The 24,747-nt window shown below is 68.7% G+C and carries 26 protein-coding genes; 18 read left to right on the top strand and 8 right to left on the bottom strand.

Annotated features, from left to right (window positions below; all coding sequences use genetic code 11):
• Positions 1-28: 28 nt before the first annotated feature.
• Together pruA and ACWEQQ_RS22990 are read left to right on the top strand one after the other, a co-directional pair.
• The gene (pruA, locus tag ACWEQQ_RS22995) at positions 29-1,666 is read left to right on the top strand and encodes an L-glutamate gamma-semialdehyde dehydrogenase (protein ID WP_452349620.1); all 1,638 of its coding nucleotides are present in this window, start codon (positions 29-31) and stop codon (positions 1,664-1,666) included.
• Entirely contained in the window at positions 1,663-2,622 is a 960-nt protein-coding gene (locus ACWEQQ_RS22990) for a proline dehydrogenase family protein (protein WP_452349619.1), read from the top strand. Before pruA ends, ACWEQQ_RS22990 begins: the two co-directional genes overlap by 4 nt.
• An 83-nt stretch (positions 2,623-2,705) precedes the next feature.
• On the opposite strand, the gene ACWEQQ_RS22985 is transcribed toward ACWEQQ_RS22990, so the two are convergent.
• Entirely contained in the window at positions 2,706-3,569 is an 864-nt protein-coding gene (locus ACWEQQ_RS22985; protein WP_452349618.1) for an oxygenase MpaB family protein, read from the bottom strand.
• 146 nt (positions 3,570-3,715) lie between these two features.
• Here ACWEQQ_RS22985 and ACWEQQ_RS22980 point away from each other — a divergent pair, with 146 nt between their 5' ends.
• Entirely contained in the window at positions 3,716-4,348 is a 633-nt protein-coding gene (locus ACWEQQ_RS22980; RefSeq protein ID WP_452344289.1) for a TetR/AcrR family transcriptional regulator, read from the top strand.
• Positions 4,349-4,361: 13 nt separating this feature from the next.
• Here ACWEQQ_RS22980 and ACWEQQ_RS22975 read toward each other — a convergent pair whose 3' ends face one another.
• The gene (locus tag ACWEQQ_RS22975; RefSeq protein WP_452349617.1) at positions 4,362-5,216 is read right to left on the bottom strand and encodes an oxygenase MpaB family protein; all 855 of its coding nucleotides are present in this window, start codon (positions 5,214-5,216) and stop codon (positions 4,362-4,364) included.
• A gap of 133 nt (positions 5,217-5,349) precedes the next feature.
• Between ACWEQQ_RS22975 and ACWEQQ_RS22970 the strand changes: the two genes are divergently transcribed.
• The 3 genes from ACWEQQ_RS22970 to ACWEQQ_RS22960 all read left to right on the top strand — a co-directional run bounded on the left by ACWEQQ_RS22970 (position 5,350) and on the right by ACWEQQ_RS22960 (position 7,581).
• Positions 5,350-6,759 carry an acyl-CoA synthetase gene (locus ACWEQQ_RS22970; RefSeq protein ID WP_452349682.1) on the top strand — a complete coding sequence of 470 codons (1,410 nt, stop codon included), beginning with the start codon at positions 5,350-5,352 and terminating at the stop codon, positions 6,757-6,759.
• Between the two features lie 34 nt (positions 6,760-6,793).
• Complete coding sequence (locus ACWEQQ_RS22965; protein WP_452349616.1) at positions 6,794-7,162, top strand: PPOX class F420-dependent oxidoreductase; 369 nt, start codon at positions 6,794-6,796, stop codon at positions 7,160-7,162.
• A 104-nt stretch (positions 7,163-7,266) separates the two neighbouring features.
• The gene (locus ACWEQQ_RS22960; RefSeq protein ID WP_452344286.1) at positions 7,267-7,581 is read left to right on the top strand and encodes a hypothetical protein; all 315 of its coding nucleotides are present in this window, start codon (positions 7,267-7,269) and stop codon (positions 7,579-7,581) included.
• Positions 7,582-7,640: 59 nt separating this feature from the next.
• Here ACWEQQ_RS22960 and dapD read toward each other — a convergent pair whose 3' ends face one another.
• Entirely contained in the window at positions 7,641-8,603 is a 963-nt protein-coding gene (gene dapD, locus ACWEQQ_RS22955) for a 2,3,4,5-tetrahydropyridine-2,6-dicarboxylate N-succinyltransferase (RefSeq protein ID WP_452344285.1), read from the bottom strand.
• Positions 8,604-8,712: 109 nt separating this feature from the next.
• On the opposite strand from dapD, the gene dapE reads away from it, so the two are divergent.
• From dapE to ACWEQQ_RS22925, 6 genes are all read left to right on the top strand, one after another.
• Complete coding sequence (gene dapE, locus ACWEQQ_RS22950; RefSeq protein ID WP_452349615.1) at positions 8,713-9,816, top strand: succinyl-diaminopimelate desuccinylase; 1,104 nt, start codon at positions 8,713-8,715, stop codon at positions 9,814-9,816.
• Between the two features lie 68 nt (positions 9,817-9,884).
• Positions 9,885-10,688, top strand: a complete 804-nt coding sequence (locus ACWEQQ_RS22945) for an LOG family protein (protein ID WP_452349614.1) — start codon at positions 9,885-9,887, stop codon at positions 10,686-10,688.
• Complete coding sequence (locus ACWEQQ_RS22940; protein WP_452344282.1) at positions 10,682-11,233, top strand: LOG family protein; 552 nt, start codon at positions 10,682-10,684, stop codon at positions 11,231-11,233. The genes ACWEQQ_RS22945 and ACWEQQ_RS22940 overlap by 7 nt, the downstream gene beginning before the upstream one ends.
• Positions 11,234-11,316: 83 nt before the next feature.
• Positions 11,317-13,086 (top strand): long-chain-acyl-CoA synthetase, encoded by a 1,770-nt coding sequence (locus ACWEQQ_RS22935; RefSeq protein WP_452349681.1) that lies wholly within the window; start codon positions 11,317-11,319, stop codon positions 13,084-13,086.
• 74 nt (positions 13,087-13,160) lie between these two features.
• Positions 13,161-14,036 carry a dihydropteroate synthase gene (gene folP / locus ACWEQQ_RS22930; RefSeq protein WP_452344281.1) on the top strand — a complete coding sequence of 292 codons (876 nt, stop codon included), beginning with the start codon at positions 13,161-13,163 and terminating at the stop codon, positions 14,034-14,036.
• Complete coding sequence (locus ACWEQQ_RS22925) at positions 14,033-14,956, top strand: glucosyl-3-phosphoglycerate synthase (RefSeq protein ID WP_452349613.1); 924 nt, start codon at positions 14,033-14,035, stop codon at positions 14,954-14,956. The genes folP and ACWEQQ_RS22925 overlap by 4 nt, the downstream gene beginning before the upstream one ends.
• Before the next feature lie 89 nt (positions 14,957-15,045).
• Here the strand turns inward: ACWEQQ_RS22925 and ACWEQQ_RS22920 are convergent, their stop codons facing one another.
• From ACWEQQ_RS22920 to sigE, 5 genes are all read right to left on the bottom strand, one after another.
• Complete coding sequence (locus tag ACWEQQ_RS22920) at positions 15,046-15,882, bottom strand: hypothetical protein (RefSeq protein WP_354833617.1); 837 nt, start codon at positions 15,880-15,882, stop codon at positions 15,046-15,048.
• 59 nt (positions 15,883-15,941) lie between these two features.
• Entirely contained in the window at positions 15,942-16,379 is a 438-nt protein-coding gene (tatB, locus tag ACWEQQ_RS22915) for a Sec-independent protein translocase protein TatB (RefSeq protein ID WP_364607029.1), read from the bottom strand.
• 175 nt (positions 16,380-16,554) lie between these two features.
• Complete coding sequence (locus ACWEQQ_RS22910; RefSeq protein WP_452349612.1) at positions 16,555-18,102, bottom strand: S1C family serine protease; 1,548 nt, start codon at positions 18,100-18,102, stop codon at positions 16,555-16,557.
• Positions 18,103-18,112: 10 nt separating this feature from the next.
• Positions 18,113-18,517, bottom strand: coding sequence for a hypothetical protein (locus ACWEQQ_RS22905; protein ID WP_452344279.1), 405 nt, complete (start codon positions 18,515-18,517; stop codon positions 18,113-18,115).
• 92 nt (positions 18,518-18,609) lie between these two features.
• Positions 18,610-19,302 carry an RNA polymerase sigma factor SigE gene (gene sigE, locus ACWEQQ_RS22900; RefSeq protein WP_452349611.1) on the bottom strand — a complete coding sequence of 231 codons (693 nt, stop codon included), beginning with the start codon at positions 19,300-19,302 and terminating at the stop codon, positions 18,610-18,612.
• 233 nt (positions 19,303-19,535) lie between these two features.
• Here sigE and ACWEQQ_RS22895 point away from each other — a divergent pair, with 233 nt between their 5' ends.
• The 6 genes from ACWEQQ_RS22895 to ACWEQQ_RS22870 all read left to right on the top strand — a co-directional run bounded on the left by ACWEQQ_RS22895 (position 19,536) and on the right by ACWEQQ_RS22870 (position 24,731).
• Positions 19,536-20,183: an O-methyltransferase gene (locus tag ACWEQQ_RS22895; protein WP_379379867.1), complete on the top strand. Its 648-nt coding sequence runs from the start codon at positions 19,536-19,538 to the stop codon at positions 20,181-20,183.
• Between the two features lie 272 nt (positions 20,184-20,455).
• A complete protein-coding gene (locus tag ACWEQQ_RS22890) occupies positions 20,456-21,088 on the top strand; it encodes a TetR family transcriptional regulator (RefSeq protein WP_452349610.1) in 633 nt (210 codons plus the stop codon).
• 33 nt (positions 21,089-21,121) lie between these two features.
• The gene (locus tag ACWEQQ_RS22885; RefSeq protein WP_452344277.1) at positions 21,122-22,057 is read left to right on the top strand and encodes an ABC transporter ATP-binding protein; all 936 of its coding nucleotides are present in this window, start codon (positions 21,122-21,124) and stop codon (positions 22,055-22,057) included.
• Positions 22,054-23,712 carry an ABC transporter permease gene (locus ACWEQQ_RS22880; RefSeq protein ID WP_452349609.1) on the top strand — a complete coding sequence of 553 codons (1,659 nt, stop codon included), beginning with the start codon at positions 22,054-22,056 and terminating at the stop codon, positions 23,710-23,712. Before ACWEQQ_RS22885 ends, ACWEQQ_RS22880 begins: the two co-directional genes overlap by 4 nt.
• 227 nt (positions 23,713-23,939) lie before the next feature.
• On the top strand, positions 23,940-24,158 hold the full coding sequence (locus tag ACWEQQ_RS22875) for a hypothetical protein (protein WP_452344275.1): 219 nt from the start codon (positions 23,940-23,942) through the stop codon (positions 24,156-24,158).
• Positions 24,159-24,218: 60 nt separating this feature from the next.
• Complete coding sequence (locus ACWEQQ_RS22870; protein WP_452344274.1) at positions 24,219-24,731, top strand: hypothetical protein; 513 nt, start codon at positions 24,219-24,221, stop codon at positions 24,729-24,731.
• Positions 24,732-24,747: the final 16 nt, after the last annotated feature.

Below are 24,747 nucleotides of genomic sequence, written 5' to 3'. Positions count from 1 at the left end.
GGCAGCGGCGATCGCGTTAGCCTTGGATATGGACGCTGTCACGGTTGTCCCTGCTCCCGGCAATGAACCGGTGCACACCTATGCCCCCGGCAGTCGCGAACGCGAGCTGCTGGCCGGCAGGCTCGCCGCTCTCGCCGCCGACCCCGTGGATGTGCCGCTCGTCATCGGCGGCAAGCATCAGCCCGGTGGCGGCGAGCGGCACACCATCGTGATGCCGCACCGGCACCGCCAGGCACTCGGGACCTACACCCACACCACCCACGACGAAGCGCGCGCGGCCATCGCGGCGGCGACGGCCGCCGCGCCCGGCTGGCAGGCCATGCCCTTCGAGGAACGGGCCGCCATTCTGCTGCGGGCCGCCGACCTGCTGGCCGGGCCCTGGCGCGAGACCCTGGCCGCCGCCACCATGCTCGGCCAGTCGAAAACGGTGCAGCAGGCCGAAATCGACGCACCCTGCGAGCTGGTGGACTTCTGGCGCTTCAATGTCGCCTTCGCCCGGCAGATTCTGGCGGTTCAGCCGGAATCGGCTGCGGGCGTGTGGAATCGGATGGACTACCGGCCCCTGGAGGGCTTCGTCTACGCCATCACGCCGTTCAACTTCACCGCCATCGCCGGGAACCTGCCCACCGCGCCCGCGCTCATGGGCAATACCGTCGTCTGGAAACCTTCCTCGGCACAGACACTTTCGGCGTACTACACGATGAAGCTGCTGGAGGAGGCGGGCCTGCCGCCCGGGGTCATCAATATGGTGACCGGCAGCGGTGCGCAGCTCTCGGAGGTGGCGCTGGCCGATCCGCGGCTGGCGGGCATCCACTTCACCGGTTCCACCCGCACCTTCCAGTACCTGTGGCAGAGCGTCGGCTCGAATATCGGCCACTACCACGGATATCCGCGGCTGGTGGGGGAGACCGGCGGGAAGGACTTCATCCTCGCTCACCCGTCCGCCGACCCGGATGCCTTGCGCACGGCCATGATTCGCGGTGCCTACGAATACCAGGGGCAGAAATGCTCGGCCGCCTCGCGCGCCTATATCGCCCGGTCGGTGTGGCAGCGCATGGGGCAGGACTTCCTGTCCGAGGTGGAGTCGCTGACCTACGGCGATGTCGCCGATCTGTCGAATTTCGGTGGGGCCGTGATCGACAACCGTGCCTACGACAAGTGCGTGGCCGCCATCGAGAAGGCGAAGGACCGAGGGCTCACGGTCCCCGCGGGCGGTGGCTACGACGACAGCGAGGGCTGGTTCGTCCGGCCGACCGTGCTGCTCGGCGAGGACCCGGGCGACGATGCCTTCGCCACCGAGTACTTCGGGCCCATTCTGTCGGTGTACGTCTACGACGACAGCGCCCCAGACTCGTTCGCCGAGATCCTCGAGGTGGTGGACGGGACCTCGCCCTACGCTCTCACCGGCGCGATCTTCGCCCGCGACCGCAAGGCCGTGGAAACCGCCGCGGACGCACTGCGATTCGCCGCGGGCAACTTCTACATCAACGACAAGCCCACCGGCGCGGTGGTCGGGCAGCAGCCCTTCGGCGGGGCCCGCGCCTCCGGCACCGACGACAAGGCGGGCTCCTACCTCAACCTGCTGCGCTGGGTCGCGCCCCGCACGCTCAAGGAGACCTTCGTTCCACCGACCGACTACCGCTACCCACACATGGAGACGCGATGAATCCGCTGCGGCCCGCGATCCTGGCCGCGGCCGGATCGTCGCGGATGAAGGACGCCATCACCCGGGTGCCGGTCACCGCCGCGGTGGTCCGGCGGTTCGTGGCCGGGGAGACCCGGGCCGAGCTGGTCCCGGTGGCGCGCGAGCTGCTGGCGAGCGGCCGCGCGGTGAGCGTCGACTTCCTGGGCGAGTACACCATCGAACATGCCCAGGCCGATGCCGCGGTGGCGGAATACCTTTCGCTCATCGACGATCTGGCCGAGGCCGACCAGATGAGGCCCGGCGGGCACACCGACATTCCCCGGGTGGAGGTCTCGCTCAAGCTGTCGGCGCTCGGCCAGTCGCTGGGGCAGGAGGGGCCGGCCATCGCCGCGGAGAACCTGCACAAGCTGTGCGCCAAGGCCGTCGAGCGCCACGTCTGGGTGACCGTCGACGCCGAGGACCACACCACCACCGCCGGCACCCTGGAGGCGGTCCGCCAGGCCCGCGCCGAATTCCCCTGGCTCGCCGTCGCTTTGCAGACCTACCTGCGTCAGGCCGAGGACCGCGCCCGCGACCTGGCCGCCGACGGCACCCGAGTCCGCCTCTGCAAGGGCGCGTACCAGGAACCGGCGACCGTCGCCTATCAGCGCCGCGCCGAGGTCGACGTCTCCTACCTGCGCTGCCTCGATGTCCTCTTTCGCAGCGCCTGGTACCCCATGATCGCCTCCCACGACCCGGCCATGATCGACGCGGCCCTCGCCCTCGCCATCGAAAACCACCGCAACCCCGGAGATTTCGAGTTCCAGATGCTCTACGGCATCCGCGACGCCGAACAGCGCCGCCTTGTCGCGGACGGCCACTCGCTGCGCGTCTACATCCCCTACGGCACCCAGTGGTACGGCTACCTCATGCGCCGCCTCGCCGAACGCCCCGCCAACCTCGGCTTCTTCCTCCGCGCCCTAGCCGACCGCGCCTGAGAATTCGCGGTCGCGGGTCGTTCCCGGCGCTCCCCCCCGGACGGGGTTTCAGGGGTGACACCCCTGAGAGCCCGAGAGTTGGTTCAGACCAGGGGGCGGCCGAGGCGGCGGCGGAGGCGCATGTCGGCGAGGTAGAAGTTGTAGGGGAACAGGCGGATCGGGGTGGGCATGCGGGTCCAGATCGCGGAGATCAGGCGCAGGAAGCCGGCGAAGATGCGCTCGTCGCGGGCGGACCAGGTCATGGCCATCTCCTCGCGCAGGTGCGGGGGGAGCAGGGCGGTGACGATGAAGCGATGCAGGCCGCCCAGGGTGATCTGCAGGGGCCAGGGCAGCATCTTCAGGTCGGTGAGGTCGTTGAAGTACTTGCGGGTGGGACCGTCGATCGACTTGGTCGCGAGGTTCTCCTCCCAGTACACGTAGAACTCGTCGCGGGTGGCGGGCCACATCTCGGGACGCATCTGCAGGGTGGTGCCCAGCCGCGCGCAGTACTGGTAGAAGGCTTCCGCCAGTTCGGGATTCATGGGGCCGCGCATGCGGTGGTAGAGGTCGTCGACGCCCCAGTAGAGGCAGGCCGCCACCCACAGCTGCAGCTCGGGGTCGAAGGCGTTGTACTTGACCGCGCTGCCGGGCTTGGAGTGGACGCTGCGGTGCGAGCGGTTCACGGCCTCGCGGTAGTCGCGGCGATCGTCGTCGTTCCCGAGCAGTGCGACCGACAGATAGGTGAGGGTGGTGCGCAGCCGCTTGATCGGGTGCAGCGTCACCTTGCCACTGTCGACGTCGCTCTCCATGACGCCGTACGCGACGGGTTTCAGCGACAGCTGCATGACGACATTGGCCGCGCCGCCGAGGAAGGCCGCGACACCGTCGATGTGCTCACGCACGGATTCCGGGGTCATCGGCTCGTAGGCCGGCGGGAACTCGTCGAACTTGCGCAGGGGGGCGGTCATCGTTGACTCGGCTCCTCGTCGTCACTCCTCGCCCATGAGGAGAGTGTGAGAAATTTCGCCACTCACCCTCTCATCGCGGTGTGGTCATGTCAATGTGCGAAGATTAGTGCCTCACCGTTTCTTTGCGACCGGAAAGGGCCCGGACCATGGCCAAACTGGCCAAACTGCTGCCGCTCGTCCGCGGATCCGGCCCCGAGGATCACAATCAGGCCAAGGTCCTCGATGCCGCGCTCATGGCGTTCCTGGACTTCGGTATCAAACGCACCAGCATGGTGGAGGTCGCTCGCCGTGGCGGGCTGTCGCTGGCCACCCTCTACCGCCGATTCGCGGGCAAGAACGATCTCATCCAGGCCGTCGGGCTGCGTCAGGCCCGCCAGCTCGTCGAGGACATCGACGCCGCGGTGCAGGTTCCGGTCGAACGCGACGCCAGCGCCGAGGAGCAGATCACCGTCCTGTTCATCGCGTTCATCGAGGGCCTGCGCGGCAATCAGCTGCTGGGCCGCCTGCTCAAGACCGAACCCGAGGTGGTGCTGCCCTATCTGACCGTGCAGGGCGCGCCGGTCATCGAACTCGGGCGCGATTACCTTGCCGAGTTCATCGCCCGCCTGCAGGCGGAAGACAAACTGCCGCAATACGATCCGCTGCCGCTGGCCGAGATCATCGCGCGCGCGGCGCTGTCGCTGGCGCTGACGCCGCAGACGGTCATTCCGCTCGACGACCCTGTCGCGCTGCGACAGTTCGCTCGCGACCACATCATTCCCGGATTCCGGATCCTCTGACCCGCACCGGGTTTCACACCAGCCGCAGGCCCAGCCGGCGCCGCAGACGCATATCGGTGAGATAGACGTTCAGCGGGAAGGCTCGCAGTGACGGCGGCACGACCGATTCGGCCGCACCGGCCAGCCGCAGCATCCGGGCCAGCGCGCGGTCCTGCCGCGGCGTCCAGGTCATGCCCATCTCGTCGCGGAGATGCGGTGGCAGCAGGCCGGTCACGAAGAAGCGGTGTACGCCGCCGAAGGCCAGCTGGAACGGGCGGGGCAGCATCTTCAGGTCGATGAGATCCTCGAAGTAGGCCCGGATCTTGGGGTCGATGCGGGTCTTGGCGAGGTTCTCGTCCCAATAGCGGTCGAAGGCGGCGCGATCGGCGGGCCACATGTCCGAGCGCACCTGCAGCGTGGTGCCGAGCCTTGCGGCGTGGAGGTAGAAGGCGTCGGCGGCGTAGTCGTCCATGGGTCCGTGCATGCGCTCGTAGAGATCACGCGCACCCCAGTACAGGCAGGCCGCGACCCAGAGCTGCAGCCGGGGGTCGAAGGCGTTGTACTTCACGGTGCTGCTCGTGCTGGACCGGACGTACTTGTGTACGGAATCGACGGCCTCCCGATAGGCCGCGCGGTCTTCCTCGGTGCCCAGCAGGGCCACGGCCAGGTAGGTGAGGGTGGTGCGCAGCCGTTTGAGGGGATGGACCATGACATTCCCGGATTCCACCGGGCTCTCCACCACGCCGTAGCCGACCGGCGGGTGGGAGAGCTGCATGATCACGTTCGCCGCCGCGCCGAAGAAGCCCGCCGCACCGTCCAGATAGCGGCGGACGTCGATCTCCGGTGCGGGGGCTGCGGATTCGAACCGGTCGGGCAGCGGCCTGGTCATCGTCGACCACATCCTCGGGTGAGAAAGTTATATAGAAACTTTCTTACCCACTCGTGTCCCCTGTCAACCGGCTCGGCGGGTTCGCAAGCGATTCGTTGCCGAGCGGCTCCGGTAGCGTGGGCCCGTGTCGCCGCTGTTGCTGAGCTCGTTGAACCCGGCCGCCATCGCCGCCGGAGCCGATATCCCGGATGCCGTCACCATCGACGGGGAGACGTTGTCGCGCAGTGATCTGCTCGGCGCGGCCACCTCCGTCGCCGAACGCGTGGCCCAGGCGCGCCGGGTGGCCGTGCTGGCCGAACCGACCGTGACCACCGTGCTCGCCGTGGTGGGCTGCCTGATCGCCGGGGTGACCGTGGTGCCGGTGCCGCCGGACTCGGGTAGCGCGGAACTGGCGCACATCTTGCGGGATTCGGGTGCACAGGCCTGGCTGGGCAAGGCTCCCGAGAGCTCCGAGCTGCCGGTGATCCCGGTGCGCAAGCACGCGCGGTCCTGGCATCGATACGCCGAACCCGCCGGGAAGGCAACGGCTTTCATCCTCTACACCTCCGGCACCACCGGCGCGCCGAAGGGCGTGATGCTCAGTCGCGACGCCATCGCGGCGGGCCTGGACGCGCTCATCGAGGCATGGGGCTGGACCTCGAAAGATGTTCTGGTGCACGGTCTTCCGCTTTTCCACGTGCACGGCCTGATCCTCGGTGTGCTGGGCCCGCTACGCGCCGGCAGCCCGCTCGTCCACACCGGCAAGCCCACCCCGAAGGCGTACGCCGACGCGCACGGCACCATGTACTTCGGCGTGCCCACCGTGTGGTCGCGAATCACCGAAGATCCCGACGCTGCAAGGGAATTGGCGAAGGCGCGGATCCTGATCTCCGGCAGCGCGCCGCTGCCCGTACCGGTGTTCGAGCGGCTCGCCGAAGTCACCGGGCACGCTCCGATCGAGCGCTACGGCATGAGCGAAACCATGATCACCCTCTCCACGAGGCCCGACGGCGAACGCCGCCCGGGCTGGGTCGGCACCCCGGTGGCGGGCGTCGAGACCCGGCTGCGCGACGAGGCGGGCGACCCGGTGCCGCACGACGGGGAGAGCGTCGGCGGACTCCAGGTGCGCGGCCCCATGCTCTTCGACGGCTATCTGAACAAGCCGGAGGTCACCGCCGAGAACTTCACCGCCGACGGCTGGTTCCGGACCGGCGACGTGGCGGTCATCGATGCCGAGGGCTTCCACCGCATCGTGGGCCGGGAATCGGTGGACCTGATCAAGTCCGGCGGCTATCGCATCGGCGCGGGCGAGATCGAGACCGCGCTGCTGGGGCATCCGGCGGTGGCCGAGACCGCGGTCGTCGGCGTCCCCGACGACGATCTGGGGCAGCGCATCGTCGCCTATGTCGTGCTCCGGCCCGGGGCGGGCGCGGCGATCGCCGACGAGCTCATCGCCCATGTGGCGGGCGAACTTTCGGCGCACAAGCGGCCGCGCGAGGTACGCGTGGTGGACGGCCTGCCGCGCAATGCCATGGGCAAGGTCCAGAAGAAACTGCTGTCTTGACCTCGAGTGCACTCGAGGTCCTACCGTGATCGGTATGACCGCATCTCTGTCGCCCGCCCAGATCGAGTACCTGAACAGCCAGCGACTGGGGCGGCTGGCCACCATCCGTCCCGACGGCGCACCGCAGAACAATCCGGTGGGCTTCCGCTACAACGCGGCCCTGGGCACCATCGACATCGGTGGACGCGATCTGGGCGCGAGCCAGAAGTTCCGCAATCTGCTGAAGGAGGAGCGGGTCGCCTTCGTGGTCGACGATGTCCCCTCCGTCGACCCCTGGACGGTGCGGTGCCTCGAAGTCCGCGGCACCGCGCAGGCGTTGCGGGGCGTGGAGCCGTGGTACCCGGGCCTGTCCCCGGAGCTGATCCGCATCACCCCCGAACGGGTCATCGCCTTCGGCCTCTGACACCGGAGTTCCGGTGCCGGAGGTTTCGGGGTCTCGTCGGGTCGATGAGCGAACGTCTAGCTTACGTGAAGCGAAACAGTCACGTTCCCAAGGAGATCCGCTCGATGCACACCTCTCTGCGCACCACCGTGGCGGCCGCCGCCGTCTTCGCCGGCCTGCTCGCTCCCGCCGCCGCGGCCACCGCCGATGCGCTGCCCCTCACCCCCATGCAGCAGCCGACCGAGCAGATCGCCGGCACCACCGGCACCGGCTCGGTGAACACCGGGCCCACCGGCACCGGATCCTTCGACCCGTCGTCCACCGGCTCGTCGAACCTGATCAAGGCCTTCCAGACCGGGTCGGGCCAGTGCAACTCCGGCAGCATCCCGTTCCCCGTCATGGACGGCTCCGCGGCGCCCTGGTGCGGCCTCTACCACTGAGCGCGAAATGACGAAAACCCCTGCGGCGCAAGCCAGCAGGGGTTTTCGCGGCACTGGAGTCAGTCGTTGGCGTGCAGCGCCGCGTTCAGCTCGATGCCGGTGCCCTTGCGGGGCCGGACCTCGACCGCGCCGGTCAGCGAGTTGCGGATGAACAGCAGGTTCGACTTGCCCGACAGCTCACCGGCCTTCACGACCGTGCCGTCCGGCAGCGCGACCTTGGTGCCGGCGGTGACGTACAGTCCCGCCTCCACCACGCAGTCGTCGCCGAGCGAGATGCCCAGGCCCGAGTTCGCGCCCAGCAGGCAGCGCTCACCGAGCGAGATGACCTGCTTGCCGCCGCCGGACAGGGTGCCCATGATGGACGCGCCGCCGCCGACGTCGGAGCCGTCGCCGACCACCACACCGGCCGAGATCCGGCCCTCCACCATGGAGTTGCCGAGCGTGCCGGCATTGAAGTTGACGAAGCCCTCGTGCATGACCGTGGTGCCCGAGGCCAGGTGCGCGCCCAGCCGCACCCGGTCGGCGTCGGCGATGCGCACCCCCGACGGCAACACGTAGTCGACCAGGCGCGGGAACTTGTCCACGCCGTACACGGTGACCGGGCCGCGGGCGAGCAGCTTGAGCCGGGTCAGCTCGAATTCCTCGTTGGAGCAGGGGCCGTGGTTGGTCCACACCACATTGGCCAGCAGGCCGAAGATGCCGTCCAGGTTCGCGCCGTGCGGGCGGATCAGCCGGTGCGAGATCAGGTGCAGACGCAGGTACGCGTCGTGCGTGTCGATCGGCGCGGCGGCCAGGTCGGCGATGACGGTGCGCACCGCGACGACCTCCACGCGGCGTGCCTCGTCGGTGCCGACCGACGCGGCGAACTTCGCGAATTCGGGATCCGAGGCATCGAGCCGGACGGTGCCGACCTCGTCGGCGGAGAAGGTCCCGAGGCTGGGATACGGGTACCAGGTGTCCAGGACTGTGCCGTTGACGGTGATGGTGGCTAGGCCGACTGCAGATGCTCCCTGTGTACTCACGTCCCCCTACGTTACCGGGCTGTGAATTCATACCGAATGCGGTGCCGATTTGTGCCAACGCAGCGACCGTGCGGAGAACGGAGGTAATTCCTCCTTTATGGTGGATCGAGTGACCATCGATCTGAGTGCCGATCCCATTTCACTCACCGCCGCGCTCGTGGACATTCCGAGCGTGTCGAAGAACGAGAAGGTCATCGCCGACATCGTCGAAACGGCGCTGCACGAACAGACCACCGGATTCGAAATCCTGCGGCACGGCAATACCGTGCTGGCGCGCACCAATCGGGGGCTGCCCACCCGGGTCATTCTCGCCGGACATCTGGACACCGTGCCCATCGCCGACAATGTCCCCGGCCGCTTCGAGACCACCGCGGACGGCGAACGGCAACTGTGGGGTTGCGGCAGCGTCGACATGAAGTCCGGTGACGCGGTCTTCCTGCACCTGGCGGCCACCGTGGCCGATCCGGTCCACGACCTGACCCTGATCTTCTACGACTGCGAGGAGATCGCGGCCGAGTTCAACGGCCTGGGCCGCATCGAACGCGAACTGCCCGAGTGGCTCGCGGGCGATCTGGCCATTCTCGGCGAGCCCTCCGGCGGCTGGATCGAGGCCGGCTGCCAGGGCACCCTGCGGGTGCGGCTGACCACCTCCGGCGTGCGTGCGCACACCGCGCGAGCCTGGCTGGGGGACAACGCCATTCACCGTCTCGCCCCGATCCTGGAGCGGCTGGCCCGCTACCGGGCGCGCGCGGTCGAGATCGACGGCTGCACCTACCGCGAGGGCCTGTCCGCGGTCCGCGTCGAGGGCGGCGTGGCCGGCAATGTGGTGCCGGACGTGGCCACCGTGGACGTGAACTTCCGCTTCGCCCCCGACCGCACCCTGGATCAGGCCACCGAGCACGTGCGCGAGGTATTCGCCGGTCTGGAACTGGATTTCGAGCGTACCGACGGCGCGCCCGGCGCGCTGCCCGGCCTGTCCAATCCGGCTGCCAAGGACCTGATCGAGATCGTGCATGCGCACGGCAGCGGCGGCGTCCGCGCCAAGTACGGCTGGACCGATGTCTCGCGGTTCGCCGCCCGCGGCATCCCGGCCGTCAATTTCGGCCCGGGCGACCCGAATCTGGCCCACAAGCGCGACGAGCACCTGCCCGTCGACCAGATCACCCAGGTGACGTCGATGCTGCGCAGTTACCTCACCGGCGCCAAAGGCTGAGCAGTTGTTCAACACCCCGCTGATCGAGCGACCGGCGGGGGTCACCCGCTGCCTGTACGGTTGGCTGCATGTCTGCTGACGCCGAGTACGAGGGTGTGCGCTCGCCCAAGACGCCACGATTCCGCGGGCCGATCATGCTGCGGCGGGATCGCAAGAAGGGCATAGGCACCACCGATCAGCATCTGCTGGACGAGCGCGGCCCGGCCGACTGGGTGCACACCGACCCCTGGCGCGTACTGCGCATCCAGGCCGAATTCGTCGAGGGCTTCGGCGCTTTGGCGGAGGCGCCGGCCGCGGTGGCGGTCTTCGGCTCCGCCCGCACCCTCGCCGAGTCGGCCGAGTACCAGGCCGGCATGGCCATCGGAAGTGCCTTGGCCCGAGCGGGTTTCGCGGTCATCACCGGCGGCGGACCGGGCGCCATGGAGGCGGCCAACCGGGGCGCGTCGGAGGCGGGCGGATACTCCATCGGCCTCGGTATCGAGCTGCCCTTCGAGCAGCACCTCAACGAGTGGGTCGACCTCGGCATCAACTTCCGGTACTTCTTCGCGCGCAAGACCATGTTCGTGAAGTACGCCCAGGCATTCGTCTGCCTCCCTGGCGGTTTCGGCACCCTCGACGAACTGTTCGAGGCGCTGACCCTGGTGCAGACCCGCAAGATCACCCGCTTCCCGATCATCCTGTTCGGCACCAAATACTGGGCGGGACTGATGGATTGGATGCGCGACTCGCTGCTCGGCTCGGCCAAGGTCGCCCCGGGCGACCTGGGGCTGCTGCACGTCACCGACAGCGTGGACGAGGTGGTGCGGATCGTGGCGGAGGCCGCACAGGCTCGCCGCGAGCTGGACGAGGCGGGCGTGGAGGACCAGTGGTGAGCACCGCCTACGCGGTCTGCGTGTACTGCTCGGCCAGCGTGGACGATCCGGTGGCGCTCGATCTGGCCACCCGGGTCGGCGACGAGATCGGCCGTCGCGGTTGGCAATTGGTGTCCGGCGGCGGCAATGTGTCCATGATGGGCGCGGTCGCGCAGGCGGCCCGGGCCGCCGGGGCCAGGACCGTCGGGGTGATCCCCAAGAAGCTGGTGCACCGCGAGGTCGCCGATACCGACGCAGACGAGCTGATCGTCACCGACACCATGCGCGAGCGCAAACAGGTCATGGACGACCGCGCCGACGCCTTCCTGACCCTGCCCGGCGGCATCGGCACGCTCGAGGAACTCTTCGAGACCTGGACCGGGGCCTACCTGGGCGTGCACGCCAAGCCGGTGGTGGTGCTCGATCCGCAGGACCACTACGCGGGCCTGTTCGAGTGGGTCGAGGGCCTGCGGCTGCGCGGGTACGCGGGCCGCGACGCGGTCGATCGGGTGCTGGTGACCAAGGACTTCGACTCCGCTTTCGAGGCGCTGCGTCCCGGCCGTTGAGAAACCGAATGGTTTCACTCGACAAGATCGGGCGAATCGGTAAGGGTGACATCGGGGGACGTGAGCGCGAGGAGCACAGCGAAGTGAATACCGATGTCCGTTCGACGGTGAGCCTGCTCGACCTGGTCCGCGGTCTGCCCGGCATGGCGATGCAGGCCCCCGGCATGCTCCGCAATGTCGTGCACATGCTGGTGAAATCCGGCGACAAGGCGTCCATCGGGCTGTTCTTCCAGCGCGGCGCGGCCAGGCACCCGGACCGGCCCTTCCTGAAATTCGAAGGGCGCGTGTACACCTGGGGCGAGGCAAATGCCGAAGTCAACCGGTACGCGAAGGTGCTCGCCGCGCACGGGGTCGAGCGCGGCGACGTGGTCGGCATCCTGATGGTCAATCGTGCCGAGGCGCTGTTCACCGTGCTCGCCACCGTGAAGCTCGGCGCCACCGCGGGCCTGCTCAACCACAATCAGCGGGACGTGGTGCTGCAGCACAGCTTCGGGCTGCTGAACTCGGTGCTGGACGTGATCGGCGAGGAGTGCGCCGACGCCCTCGACACCCTCACCGAGGCCCGGCCCGCCCTGCTCTGGTCCGAGCAGCTGGCCGCCGAGGCCCGCGCCGCCGACGCCTCGAATCCGGCTGTGACCGAACAGATCACCGCCAAGGAACGCGCCTACCTGATCTTCACCTCCGGCACCACCGGGCTGCCCAAGGCCAGCGTCATGACCCACCTGCGCTGGACCAAGTCCATGGCCGGCATCGGCGGGCTCGGCGTCCGGCTCGAGGGCCGGGACACGCTGTACTGCTGTCTGCCGCTGTACCACAACAACGCGCTCACGGTGGCGCTGTCCTCGGTGATCGCGGGCGGTGCCACCTTCGCGCTGGGGCGCAAGTTCTCGGCCACCCGCTTCTGGGACGAGGCCATCGCCAATCAGGCCACCGCCTTCATCTACATCGGTGAGCTGTGCCGCTACCTGCTCAACCAGCCGGCCCGGCCCGCCGACCGCGCGCACACCGTCCGGCTCTGCGTCGGCAACGGCCTGCGGCCCGAGCTCTGGGACGAGTTCCAGCAGCGCTTCGGCATCGAGCGGATCGTCGAGTTCTACGGGGCCAGTGAGGGAAACGTCGCCTTCATCAACGCCTTCTCGGTTGCCCGGACCGCCGGCTTCACCCCGCTGCCCTTCGCCATCGTCGAATACGACGACGCCACCGGCAAGGCGTTGCGCCACCCGGACGGCCGTCTGCGCCGGGTGCCGCCGGGCGGGGTCGGGCTGCTGCTCGCCAAGGTCACCACCAGCTCGCCCTTCGACGGCTACACCGACGCCTCCGCCACCGAATCCAAGCTCGTGCGAGACGGTTTCGAGCCGGGCGACTGCTGGTTCGACACCGGCGACCTGGTGCGCGACCAGCGCTGGGGCCACATCGCGTTCGTGGACCGCCTCGGCGACACCTTCCGCTGGAAGGGCGAGAACGTCGCCACCACCGAGGTCGAGGGCGCCTTCGACGGCATCGACTCCGTTGCGCAGGCGGTCGTTTTCGGCGTCGACATCCCGGGCGCCGACGGCAAGGCGGGCATGGCCGCGGTGACGCTGCACGAGGGTGGGCACTTCGACGGCAAGGTCGCCGCCAAGGTGCTCTACGACCATCTGCCGGCCTACGCCGTGCCGCTGTTCATCCGCGTGGTGCCGGAGCTGGAGCAGACCTCCACCTTCAAGAACCGGAAGGTGGAACTGCGCAAGCAGGGCTACACCCCCGACGACGAGAGCACCCTCTACGTCCTCGCGGGCCGCACCGAGGGCTACATTCCCGCGTACACCGAATACGCCGCCGACGTCGCCGCGGGGCGCGCGCCCGGCAACTGAACAGCAGCCGGTCGGAGCCCTGTTCCGGTCGGCTGCCCAGCAGTGGCGCCACAGCCCTCGGTACAGTCGAGGGCATGTGTGCGCCGTTGCCGACATTGTGCGGGAAGCCGGTGGCGACGGATCGGGCGCTTGTCATGGCGATCGTGAACCGGACGCCGGACTCCTTCTATGACCGAGGCGCGACGTTCAGCGACGAGGCCGCCATGCGGGCCGTCGACAGGGCCGTCGCCGAGGGCGCGGATCTGGTCGATATCGGCGGAGTCAAGGCCGGTCCGGGCGCCGAGGTGGACAACGTCGAGGAGGCCCGCCGGGTGGTGCCGTTCGTGGCGGCCATTCGCGAGCGCTACCCGGATCTGCTCATCAGCGTGGACACCTGGCGAGCCGACGTGGCCCGGGCCGCGGTCGCCGAGGGCGCGGATCTGATCAACGACACCTGGGCGGGGGCGGACCCGGAACTGGTCGGCGTCGCCGCCGAACTGGGCGTAGGAATTGTGTGCTCACACACCGGGGGTGCGATTCCGCGGACCCGTCCGCACCGGGTCCGGTACACCGATGTGGTGACCCAGGTCACCGAGACGGTAGTGGCCGCGGCCGAAAATGCTGCGGCGGCAGGGGTGGCCAAGGACTCGATTTTGATCGATCCGACCCATGATTTCGGCAAAAACACCTATCACGGGCTCGAATTGTTGCGTGCGATAGACGTTCTTGTGAAAACCGGATGGCCCGTCTTGATGGCGCTGAGCAATAAGGATTTCATCGGAGAGACTCTTGGTGTCGTCGAGCTGTCCGAACGATTGGAGGGCACATTGGCAGCGACTGCTTGGTCGGCCGCCGCGGGTGCTCGCGTCTTTCGAGTGCACGAGGTGGCTCACACCCGCCGGGTGGTGGACATGATCGCCGCCATCCAGGGTCACCGCCCACCCGCCCGTACCCTGCGAGGTCTCGCATGAAAACAGACTGGGTGAACACCAACACCTTCGACAGCCCCGACTGGACGGTGGCGGAACTCACCGCCGCCAAGGGCGACCGCACCGTCTCGGTGGTGCTGCCCGCCCTCAACGAGGAAGCCACCGTCGCCGCCGTGGTGGCCAGCGTCCGGCCCCTGCTCGGCACGCTGGTGGACGAACTCGTCGTCCTCGACTCCGGGTCCACCGACGCCACCGCCGCCCGTGCGCAGGCGGCCGGAGCCACGGTGGTGACCCGCGAACAAGCCGTCCCCGAACTCGACCCCGTCCCCGGCAAGGGCGAATGCCTGTGGCGCTCGCTGGCAGTCACCAGCGGCGACATCATCGCCTTCGTGGACTCCGACCTCATCGACCCCGACCCCAACTTCGTCCCCAGGCTGCTGGGCCCGCTGCTCACCGTCGACGGCATGCACCTGGTCAAGGCGTACTACCGCCGCCCGCTGCGCACCGGCGAATCGGTGGACCACCACGGCGGCGGCCGCGTCACCGAACTGGTGGCCCGCCCGCTGCTGGCCGCGCTGCGGCCCGAACTGTCGAATGTGCTGCAGCCCTTGGGCGGTGAGTACGCCGGCACCCGCGAACTGCTCACCTCGGTACCGTTCGCGCCGGGCTACGGCGTCGAAATCGGCCTGCTGCTCGACACTTACGACCTGCTGGGCCTGTCCAGCATCGGCCAGGTCAATCTCGGCGTCCGCCAGCACCGCAACCGCCCGCTGGCCGACCTGGGCGTCATGAGCCGCCAGATCCTGGGCACCGTCCTGGGCCGCAGCGGAATTCAGGACTCCGGCGCTGCCCTGACCCAGTTCCCCATGGTCGCAGGCGAATTCATCGCCCACGCCACCGAAGTCTCGCTGGCCGACCGACCCCCGATGAACACCCTCCGCCCGGAGGAGGCCGCCGCCTGACCTCGAGGGGCCGGGCGGCGGCGCACTGCCCTCGCCCGCGCCGCCTCGCTGGATTCCGTTGCGCGCCATCATGCCGGCCATGGATCCGGCTAGCGGTCGTGGCGGTAGATCGGCGTCAGCAGGTCGGCCTCGATCGGTTCGCCGGTGGAGCGGTCGTACCGGACGCCGACCACCGCCGAGAACGGATGGGTGCTCGCGCGCTCGTGCAGGGTCGCGAGTCTGGTTGCCAGCAACCGGATTGCGCCCAGCGAGGCGGGCGGATGCAGGCCGTCGATGACCAGCACGCTGCCCTTGCCGTCCGGGCGAGGGAGGCGGGCCAGGTAGGCGATGTCGTAGGGCTCGGTGCCGCCCGGGCGGTAGACGCGGCGGGCGGCCCGGTCCTCGATGCCCCGGCGCACCCGCCCGGCGCGCGCCACCGTGCGGCGCAGGCGCGGGTCCGCGGCCACGAGATACCGCAGACTGGGCGACAATTCGGGCCCGCCGAGCACGATCAGGCCGTCCCGGTCGAGGTCGAGTGGACGACCCGGCAGGAAGCGCTGGACATTGGCGGTGAAGCCGAGTTCCCGCAGTAGCTCGACCAGCCGGTGCGGCGCCGCGGCATCGGGCGCGCCCACGAGGGCGATGGCGCGCGTCGTGCTGCGGACGTCCGGGGTGAGGATGGTGAGCGGTCCGTGCCCGAAGAACAAACCTTCCGGTACTGGCCCTTGGGTACTCACCTGGTGGATGCGGGCGCGGGAAAGTCCCGCGGCCGCACCTATTCTCGCGAACGTCCAGCCCTCGGCATGTAGTTCGCGGATGACGGCGCGGCGGATGCGAGTCAGCTCATTGATCTGCTGCTGCGCGGCTGCCACGCCTTCGGTGGCGGCTTTCAGGCGTTCGACCTTGTCCTCGATCGCGAATACCCGGGCCACCTCGTCGGCCGACATGTGCGCAGTCTAGATAGCTGGACAGCATCATGCGTCAAGTACGCTCGACATATTTGATCTCAGGTGGCGTCCGGATCCACCGGCGGACGTTCGTTGCGCTCCAGCGGTTTTTGTTCCTTCGGCATCGAAACCGGGCCGGATCCGCTGTTCGTGTAACCGTTTCCGCTGTTCGGGGAGCTCACCGGCTTGTCGAAACTGGTCAGGTCATTGAAGCTGTTCAGGATCGAATCGTCCCCGTCGAGCAGGTGTTTGGTGACCATGGATCGCGGATTCATACTGCGCAGTTCGTTCAACTGCTCCAACGGTTTCCGGATCTCGTCGAATTCCGGGCCGAGCTCATTGCGCAATTGCTGAGTCGCGCCGGTGGCGTAATCGCGCGCCTGTTTGAGAGCGTGCGCGGTCCAGCGAACGGCGCCGGGCAGACGCTCCGGACCCAGAATCACAAGTGCGGCGACGAGCAGAATGAGCATCTCGCCCCAGCCGATATTGCTGAACACAGTATCTATTTTGCCTTCCGCTTCGCTCCAGGCGGTTCGCGGCCCTGTTACCCCGGTCTTCCCTCCTCCGCTCCGCCAAGGCGCAGGTCTATGGAGCCGTTCGCTCCCCCGCTCCGTCAGTCCAGACCGGGGCGGGCCGCGAACTCTGGGCGGAACATTCTTCCCAGTTTGACCTCTAGTCCGATTCCAGGGTGACCGGGACATCGACCTCGCGGCCGTCGCGAATCAGGCGCACCGTCACGGTCTGCCCGATCTCGTGCGACTGCACCGCAACCGTCAGTTCCTCCGGACCCGACACATCGCGGTCGCCGACCTTCACGATCACGTCGCCCTCCACGATGCCCGCCTTGGCCGCCGGGCTACCGGCCTGCACATCGGCCACCGCCGCGCCGCTCATCACGTCATTGGCGACGATCTTGGTCTTGGCGCTGACTCCCAGCCGCGGGTGGTGCACCGAGCCGTCCCGGATCAATGCCTGCGAGATCCGCTTGACCTGATCCACCGGAATCGCGAAGCCCAGGCCCACCGAACCGCCGCTCTCGGACTTGATGGCCGAGTTGATGCCGATCAGTCGGCCCTGCATATCCACCAGCGCGCCACCGGAGTTGCCGTGGTTGATGGCGGCGTCGGTCTGCACGGCGTCCAGGGTGGCATCGGTGTCGGTGCCCTCGCCGCCCACCTTCACCGGCCGGTGCAGCGCCGACACGATGCCGGAGGTGACCGTCTTCTCCAGGCCCAGCGGCGAACCCAGGGCCAGCACGTCGTCGCCGACCTGCACGTCACTGGAATTGCCGAGCTGGATCACCGACAGGTTCTTCACGTCGACCTTGAGCACCGCCAGGTCCGACTTGGTGTCGCGGCCCACGATCTGGGTCGGCACCCGCGAGCCGTCGGAGAACACCACATCCAGCTTGGCCTTGCCCGACTTGTCATTGGCGGCCAGCGAGATCACGTGGTTGTTGGTGACGATGTAGCCGGCCCCGTCGATCACCACCCCGGAGCCCGTGGATCCGGTGTCGCCCAGCCACGCCCGGACGGTGACCACCGCGGGCATGACGGCATTGACCACCTTGGTGATCTGGTTGTGCGATTCGCTGGCCGCGGGCGCGGACTGCAGCGCCACCTTGCGCGAGGTCAGCGCGGAGGTCGACGAGCCGGTGAACGCCCCGACGAACCCGCCGAGCAAACCGATGACCGCCGCGATGACCGCGAGCAGCGCCAGCGCCTGCCAGGACACCCGGCCACCGAACAGCACCTCCCGCGCACCCAGCTTGGGTCCGGGCGTCAGCGCCTGCGGCCGGGCCTGTGCCACCGCCGGAGTGCCCAGGCGCGCGGCCGAATTCGGGTCCCGCCACGGATCGGCGGGCGCGGCCGGGGCGGTGGTCTCGGTCTTTGCCTCCGGGTCCCGCTGCAGCAGGTCGGTCGAACCCTCCGGACGACCGAACGCCTCCGCCAGCACCGCGTCCGGCGGGCGATTCCGAATCTCGGTATCCCCCTGCGGCGCCGCCCCCGCGGCACCCGCCGACCGCGCCGCGAACGAGCCGTGCTGACCGTTCGGGCGGCGGAAGGCACGCGCGGTGTGGGTGTCCACATGTGGCCGCAGGACCGGCCGCGGCCCCAGCACCGGTGCGTCCGACGGCCTCAGGTTCCCCCGATTGGCCGCCGAATCGGAAACCGCATCCCGCTCGGGCCCCGGGCCCGTGTTCTTCGATTCGGTGGTCACGCTATGGACTCTACTTGCGCCACCATGAGGTCCACCGCCTGCTGTCGAACGAATCTTGGCGCAGGCCGAAGGAACTCATGCCGCGCGCCAGCGGACCCCGATCGCGGTCGGCGGGGTCGGGAGTCTGGTGATTACCGCACTCCTGCAGCAACGCCCGCGGAATCCGGCTCAGCGTGTCGTGCAGGCTCAGCGGCGCGGAGATCTGATCCGAGGACTGCCGCAGCGCGATCCGGGCCTGCTGCTGGGCATCCACCTCGGCCGCGCACTCGCGGCACACGGAAATATGGTGGGCAGCACGCAGGTACGCGTTCATCCGCAGCTCGCCGTCCACATAGGCGGCGATGGCCTCACTGGCCAGGTGCTCGGTGGGGGCGAAACGCGGGGGACGACGGTGCGGTAAGTCCTCGCCACTCATACGCTGCACACCCTTCCGGACGACTCGAGCTGTTCGGGCGACACCTGCCCGCGGGCGTGGTGTCCAGGAAGCGCGGGCGCAGTGCCCGCGGCTCACCCGACGTTTTCGGTGGCGGCGAATCGCCGCTCAATCCCATTATGCTCGAGGTGCTCGCGCAGTGCCTGACGTCCTCGGTGGATCCGGCTGCGCACGGTACCCAGCTTGACGCCCAGCGTCGCGCCGATCTCCTCGTACGACAGACCTTCGATGTCACAGAGCACGACCGCGGCGCGGAACTCCGGGGCCAGCGAGTCCAGCGCGGACTGCAGGTCCGGATCCAGGTTGGCGTCGTGATAGGCCTGCTCGGGACCCGGGCCCTCGGAGGGCACCCGGTCGTAGTCCTCCGGCAGCGCCTCCATGCGGATGCGGTTGCGGCGGCGGACCATGTCCAGGAACAGGTTCGTGGTGATGCGGTGCAGCCAGCCCTCGAAGGTGCCGGGCTGATAGTTCTGCAGGGACCGGAAGACCCGGATGAAGGTTTCCTGGGTCAGATCCTCGGCGTCCTGCGGATCACCGGTGAGGCGGTAGGCCAGGCGATACACGCGATCGGCGTGCTCGCGGACCAGCTCGTCCCAGGTCGGCATCACAGAGCGATCGCCGGTGGCGTCGAAGGCCGCGGTCCCGGACAGGGCGGCTTCGTCGTCGGCGGGGGACAGGAGAAGGTCGCTGTCCAGCGCGGTGTCGCTGTCCAGCGGCTTGATCTGCGGGTGCAGAGTGTTGGCGTGTTCACGCGCCGCGTCGACCATGTGGATGGGGTTACCTCCTACTCGGGACCGTGGACCCGATATCGGGGACAACCAATCTGCTGGATCAGCTGTTCCCGATTCCGAGCCAGCGGTCGCTGGCCTGGCGTGAGCATTACTCTGGTCGGTCGTGATGTGGCCGCTGTATGCAGAGGCTGAGGGACACCTGAGAAAAATCGCCACACCGGCCGGTCACCGCCACGCCTTACCGGTGTATCGCCATTAGCCTCTACTTCGTGAGCCAGACTCCCGCGGCACAGAACCTGCAGCGCAACCTCGCCTACGTGGAGGAATCCGTCGCCGAGGACGACATCCTCGTCGGTGCGCGCGAGCGCGCCCTCGAACTCGGCGCGGCCCCGGTCGCGCCGGCGGTCGGCGCGCTGCTCAGCATGTATTCCCAGCTGCTCGGGGCGCGGGCCGTGGTCGAGGTCGGCACCGGGGCCGGGGTGAGCGGGCTGTGGCTGCTGGACGGCATGCGCGAGGACGGCACCCTGACCACCATCGACTCCGAGCCCGAGCATCAGCGTGCGGCCCGCGAGGCGTTCCGGTCGGCCGAGATCGCGCCGGCGCGCACCCGGCTCATCAACGGGCGGGCCCTGGATGTGCTGCCGCGGCTCGCCGATGGGGCCTACGACCTGGTCTTCATCGATGCCGCGCCGCTCGAGCACCCGCAGTATGTGGCGCAGGCGGTGCGGCTGCTGCGGGACGGTGGCGCGATCCTGCTGCACAATGCCCTGCTCGGGGGCCGGGTCCCGGACCCCGCCCAGCGCGACCCGCAGACCATGGCCGTGCGGGCGGCGACCCGCGCGATCGCCGAGGATCCGGACCTGACGAGCGTGCTGATCCCGGTCGGCGACGGGCTGCTCTGCGCTGCGCGCGGGTAGATTCTGCGCTGCGCGCGGGTAGATTCTGCGCTGCGCGCGGGTAGATTCTGCGCTGCGCGCGGGTGAAAACTCAACGCCCGGTGTGGAATTCGATTCCGGCGTGGCGTTCCGCGCGGCGATAGTCCGCGCGGCAATAACTGCGTTCGAAAATCTTTCCTGGCGCGGAAAGTCTCCGGTGACGAAGTGCCCGGACGTCTGGATTTCGTAAATCCTCGCGACTCGAGTCGAAAGGCCCTTGCCCTTCGCTTGAACGCGTGTTTAAGGTACTAAACATGCGTTCAACCGACGATCTGACAACTCGGGCCCGGATTCGCGACGCCGCGATCACCGTGTTCGGGGAGCAAGGGTTCGGGGTCGGCGTGCGGGCCATCGCGGCCGCGGCGGGAGTCTCCGCCGGGCTGGTCAATCACCATTTCGGGTCCAAGGACGGGCTGCGGGAGGCGTGCGACGAGTGGGTCCGGGAAACGATCCGGGCCGCCAAGATGGAGTACATCGAGAACCCCTCGCCCGGCGGGCTCATGCGCCAGCTGGCCGAGATCGAGGAGTTCGCCCCGGGCATGGCCTACCTGATGCGCAGCTTTCAGGCCGGCGGGTCTCTGATGAAGACCTTCTTCGAGCACATGGTCGAGGACACCGAGCAGTACCTGCGCGCGGGCGTCGCGGGCGGGTCCGTCAAGCCGATGCGTGACGTGCGGGCCACCGCGCGTTACGTGGCCACCAACAACGGCGGCGGCATGATGATGTTCCTGCAGCTCTACGCCGCCGAACAGCCGGGTCCCATCGATTTCCGCAAGGCGCTGCGGGAATACGCCGACCGCATGATGCTGCCCGCGCTGGAGATCTACACCCACGGCATGCTCACCGATTCCACGGCGCTGGACGCATTGACCAGTACTGAGCAATAACCCATCAACGTCGTTTTCCTACAAGGAGATTCGATGAACGTTCCTGCCAATCCCGTGATCGAAGTCCGGGATCTGCACAAGAACTTCGGGCAGGTGCGAGCCCTGGACGGCCTCGACCTCGAGGTCGCCGAGGGCGAGGTGCACGGTTTCCTCGGGCCGAACGGGGCCGGGAAGTCCACCACCATCCGCATCCTGCTGGGCATCCTGTCGCGCACCTCCGGTGAGGCCGTGGTGCTGGGCCGGGATCCGTGGACGGACGCGGTCGCGCTGCACCGCGACATCGCCTATGTCCCGGGCGATGTCACGCTGTGGCCGTCGCTGTCCGGCGGTGAGACCATCGATCTGCTGGCGCGCATGCGCGGCGGGATCGATCAGGATCGCCGCGCCGAGCTGATCCAGCGTTTCGAGCTGGATCCGAGCAAGAAGGCGCGCACCTATTCCAAGGGCAACCGGCAGAAAGTGGCTCTGGTGTCGGCGTTCTCGTCGCACGCCCGGCTGTTCCTGCTGGACGAGCCGACCTCGGGCCTGGATCCATTGATGGAGCAGGTGTTCAACGAGTGCGTGGCCGAGGCGGTGGCGCGCGGCACCACGGTGCTGCTGTCCAGCCACATTCTGTCCGAGGTGGAGCGGCTGTGTGAGCGGGTGACCATCATCCGGGCGGGCAAGACCGTCGAGACCGGCACGCTGGCCCAGATGCGGCATCTCTCGCGCACCTCGATCACCGCCGAAATGATCGGCAGCCCAGGCGATCTCAGCCGCATCCCGGGAGTCGAGGACATCAGCGTCGAGGGCAATACCCTGCATGCCCAGGTGGACAGTGAACACCTGGGTGAGTTGATCCGGGTACTCGGCGACGCCGGTGTGCGCAGCCTGGTCAGCCAGCCGCCGACGCTGGAAGAGCTTTTCCTGCGCCACTATTCGCTCGATGGTCGGGCTCCGGCCGACGCGCGCGAGCGGGTGTCGAAATGACCGCGGTCACCGCCACCGCGCCCCGCGCGTTCGAAACGCCGTCATTCGCGGGGGATTTCACCGGGACCTGGCAGCTGCTGCGGCTGCATCTGCGGCGCGACCGGATCATTCTGCCGCTGTGGGTGCTGTTGTTGTCGCTGCCGCTGGGCAGCGTGTACATCAAGAGCCTCGAGAAGATCTACCACACGCCCGCCGACTTCCAGGGCTTCGCCGACGGCATCCTGTCGAACCCTGCCGAACTGGCGATGTACGGGCCGATCTACAACACCAGCCTCGGCGCCTCGGGCGTCTGGAAAGCCGGGATGTTCTTCACGCTCATCGGCGTGGCCACCATCCTGACCGTCATCCGGCACACCCGGGCCGACGAGGAGACCGGGCGCACCGAACTGCTGGCCTCGACGCGGGTCGGGCGGTTCGCCGGACTGACCGCGGCGCTGATCGTGGCCTACGGTGGCGCGCTGGCCACCGGGCTGATCGGATTCGCCAGCATCGCGAGCACGTCCGTGCCGCGCTCCGGCTCGCTGGCCTTCGGTCTGGCGCTGGCCGGGTCGGGCATCGTGTTCGCCTCGGTGGCCGCGATCGCCGCCCAGCTGTCGGCCAGCGCCCGGGTGGCGCGCGGTATCGCCTTCGCGGTGCTGGGTGTGACGTACACGCTGCGCGCAGTCGGTGACGTGCGTGCCGCGGCGGGCCCGACCAGCCCGCTCACCTGGCTGGCCCCGCAGGGCTGGTCGCTGCAGGTGCGGGCGTTCGCGGGCGATCACTTCGCGGTGCTGCTGCTGCACCTGCTCGCCGCGACCGTGCTGACCGGCGTCGCGTATTACCTACTGGCGCACCGGGATACCGGTGCCGGCCTGATCGCGGAGCGGCCGGGCGCACTTCAGGCCGGGCCCACGCTGGGCGGCCCGCTCGGACTCGCCTGGCGGCTGCAGCGCGGGACGCTGCTGGTCTGGACGGTCGGACTCGGGCTGTACGGGTTGATGATCGGCAGCGTGACGAACGGCGTCGGCAAGCAACTGGGCAGCAGCCAGACCATTCGCGATCTGATCACCCGCATGGGCGGTTCCGAATCGCTGGAGAAGTCGCTGATCAGCTACGCGTTCACCATGGTCGCGCTGGGTGCGGCGGCCTACTCGGTGTCGGCGGCGCTGCGGCTGCACTCCGAGGAGAGCACCGCGCACGCGGAAGCCGTGCTCACCGGCGCGGTCTCCCGAACCCGTTGGGTGGCTTCGCATCTGACGTTCGCCCTGCTCGGACCCGCACTGGCGCTCGTGGTGTCGGGCCTGCTCGGCGGCCTGATCTACGGTCGCGCTGCCGGTGACGTCGGTCAGAAGACCGGTCAGGTGCTGGGGGCCGCGCTGGTGCAGGTGCCTGCGGTGTGGACCTTCACCGCCATCACCGTCCTGTTGTTCGGTCTGCTGCCACGCTGGTCGACCGTGGCGTGGGGTTTCCTCACCGCCGCCATCGCGGTCTTCCTGCTGGGCTCGCTCGCGGGCGCACCCCAGTGGTTCCGCGATCTGAACCCGTTCGAGCACGCCCCGAAGGTGCCCGGCGAGGCGTTCACCGCCACCCCGCTGGTGGTGCTCGTGCTCGTGGACGTGGCATTGATCACGGTGGGGCTCATGGCATTCCGCCGCCGCGATCTCCGATCCGCCTAACGCGACACCCCCGCGAACGCCCGCACCGGACCCGCCGATGCGGGCGTTCGCGGTGACCCGGTGTGCCGGGTGGCCCCGCGTTCGGTCGCCGGCGAATCCTCGGTTGCCGGTGCGGGTACGGCGATCGGGCGGGGTGGGCGGTGCAGGGGCAGTGCTGAGGTCTGGATTCGGCCGGTGACGCGGTGGTACAGCAGAGGGGGATCGATTTTTGCTAGGAGGTGGGGGATATGTTCGAGGGACTGGCCCTCGGGGTACACCTACCGGCCGGATGGCTCTGGCCCGCACTGGTTTTCTTCGGCGGCATCATCTGCCTGGGGCTGCTGGTACTGCTACTGATCAGCGGAGCGCGTTTCGACGACCACGCGTCGCGGTACGTGCCCACGACGACCAGTACGTGTGAACCGTTCTGCGGTGCGCGTACTCCGGTGCCCGGATATCCGAACTGAACGGTCGCATCGAGGTTTCCGGACCGTCGGCGCGGATACTCCACGGGAATAGTTCGACGAGTGGGGGTACCCATGGGGCAGCGGATCCCGGCCGTGGTCGGGTTGTACTTCCGCGAGGCCGGGCAGTGGCGGCGCATCGCCGAATTCCGGCTCGCCGCGGACGGTCGCGCCACCTTCCGGACGGTGGACCCGGTCGAAGGACTGGTCGCCCGCGTCTGGTACCACCAGGGCGTCGACGTTCTCGGCGAGAACCGCACCGTGCAGCCCGAGGACGGCGCGGCCTTCCTGCGAGCGCTGCTGCAGCCGTTCGGTTTTCGCGACTACTGGTTCCGCGACGACAGTTCGCCGCGCAGCGGGCGCAGCCGCACCGGGCACGCGGTCTCGCGGAGCGCGGCCGCGGTGCGCCCGGACGCCTGCGACAAGGACTGCGCGGCAGCGGAGCCGGATTGCCGGTGCGCCGGGGATCGAGCGCCGGCCGATGTCACTCCGCAGCCGCACGAGGAGCGGTCGCACCGTCCCGCGTCCCGGCCCGCCGCCTGGCGGCTGCTGGACGCGGACGTCCTCCGATTCTGAAGCGCCGCACCGGATC

It is taken from the genome of Nocardia sp. NPDC004123, assembly GCF_053603795.1.
This window is presented reverse-complemented; position numbering and strand designations above follow the sequence as displayed.

What these genes read in the sequence shown, in the direction of transcription:
- pruA (WP_452349620.1), top strand. Translation starts at nt 29, where the DNA reads ATGGACGCTGTCACGGTTGTCCCTGCTCCCGGCAATGAACCGGTGCAC.
- ACWEQQ_RS22990 (WP_452349619.1), top strand. Translation starts at nt 1,663, where the DNA reads ATGAATCCGCTGCGGCCCGCGATCCTGGCCGCGGCCGGATCGTCGCGG.
- ACWEQQ_RS22985 (WP_452349618.1), bottom strand. Translation starts at nt 3,569, where the DNA reads ATGACCGCCCCCCTGCGCAAGTTCGACGAGTTCCCGCCGGCCTACGAG.
- ACWEQQ_RS22980 (WP_452344289.1), top strand. Translation starts at nt 3,716, where the DNA reads ATGGCCAAACTGGCCAAACTGCTGCCGCTCGTCCGCGGATCCGGCCCC.
- ACWEQQ_RS22975 (WP_452349617.1), bottom strand. Translation starts at nt 5,216, where the DNA reads ATGACCAGGCCGCTGCCCGACCGGTTCGAATCCGCAGCCCCCGCACCG.
- ACWEQQ_RS22965 (WP_452349616.1), top strand. Translation starts at nt 6,794, where the DNA reads ATGACCGCATCTCTGTCGCCCGCCCAGATCGAGTACCTGAACAGCCAG.
- ACWEQQ_RS22960 (WP_452344286.1), top strand. Translation starts at nt 7,267, where the DNA reads ATGCACACCTCTCTGCGCACCACCGTGGCGGCCGCCGCCGTCTTCGCC.
- ACWEQQ_RS22945 (WP_452349614.1), top strand. Translation starts at nt 9,885, where the DNA reads ATGTCTGCTGACGCCGAGTACGAGGGTGTGCGCTCGCCCAAGACGCCA.
- folP (WP_452344281.1), top strand. Translation starts at nt 13,161, where the DNA reads ATGTGTGCGCCGTTGCCGACATTGTGCGGGAAGCCGGTGGCGACGGAT.
- ACWEQQ_RS22925 (WP_452349613.1), top strand. Translation starts at nt 14,033, where the DNA reads ATGAAAACAGACTGGGTGAACACCAACACCTTCGACAGCCCCGACTGG.
- ACWEQQ_RS22920 (WP_354833617.1), bottom strand. Translation starts at nt 15,882, where the DNA reads ATGTCGGCCGACGAGGTGGCCCGGGTATTCGCGATCGAGGACAAGGTC.
- ACWEQQ_RS22905 (WP_452344279.1), bottom strand. Translation starts at nt 18,517, where the DNA reads ATGAGTGGCGAGGACTTACCGCACCGTCGTCCCCCGCGTTTCGCCCCC.
- sigE (WP_452349611.1), bottom strand. Translation starts at nt 19,302, where the DNA reads ATGGTCGACGCGGCGCGTGAACACGCCAACACTCTGCACCCGCAGATC.
- ACWEQQ_RS22890 (WP_452349610.1), top strand. Translation starts at nt 20,456, where the DNA reads ATGCGTTCAACCGACGATCTGACAACTCGGGCCCGGATTCGCGACGCC.
- ACWEQQ_RS22885 (WP_452344277.1), top strand. Translation starts at nt 21,122, where the DNA reads ATGAACGTTCCTGCCAATCCCGTGATCGAAGTCCGGGATCTGCACAAG.
- ACWEQQ_RS22880 (WP_452349609.1), top strand. Translation starts at nt 22,054, where the DNA reads ATGACCGCGGTCACCGCCACCGCGCCCCGCGCGTTCGAAACGCCGTCA.
- ACWEQQ_RS22875 (WP_452344275.1), top strand. Translation starts at nt 23,940, where the DNA reads ATGTTCGAGGGACTGGCCCTCGGGGTACACCTACCGGCCGGATGGCTC.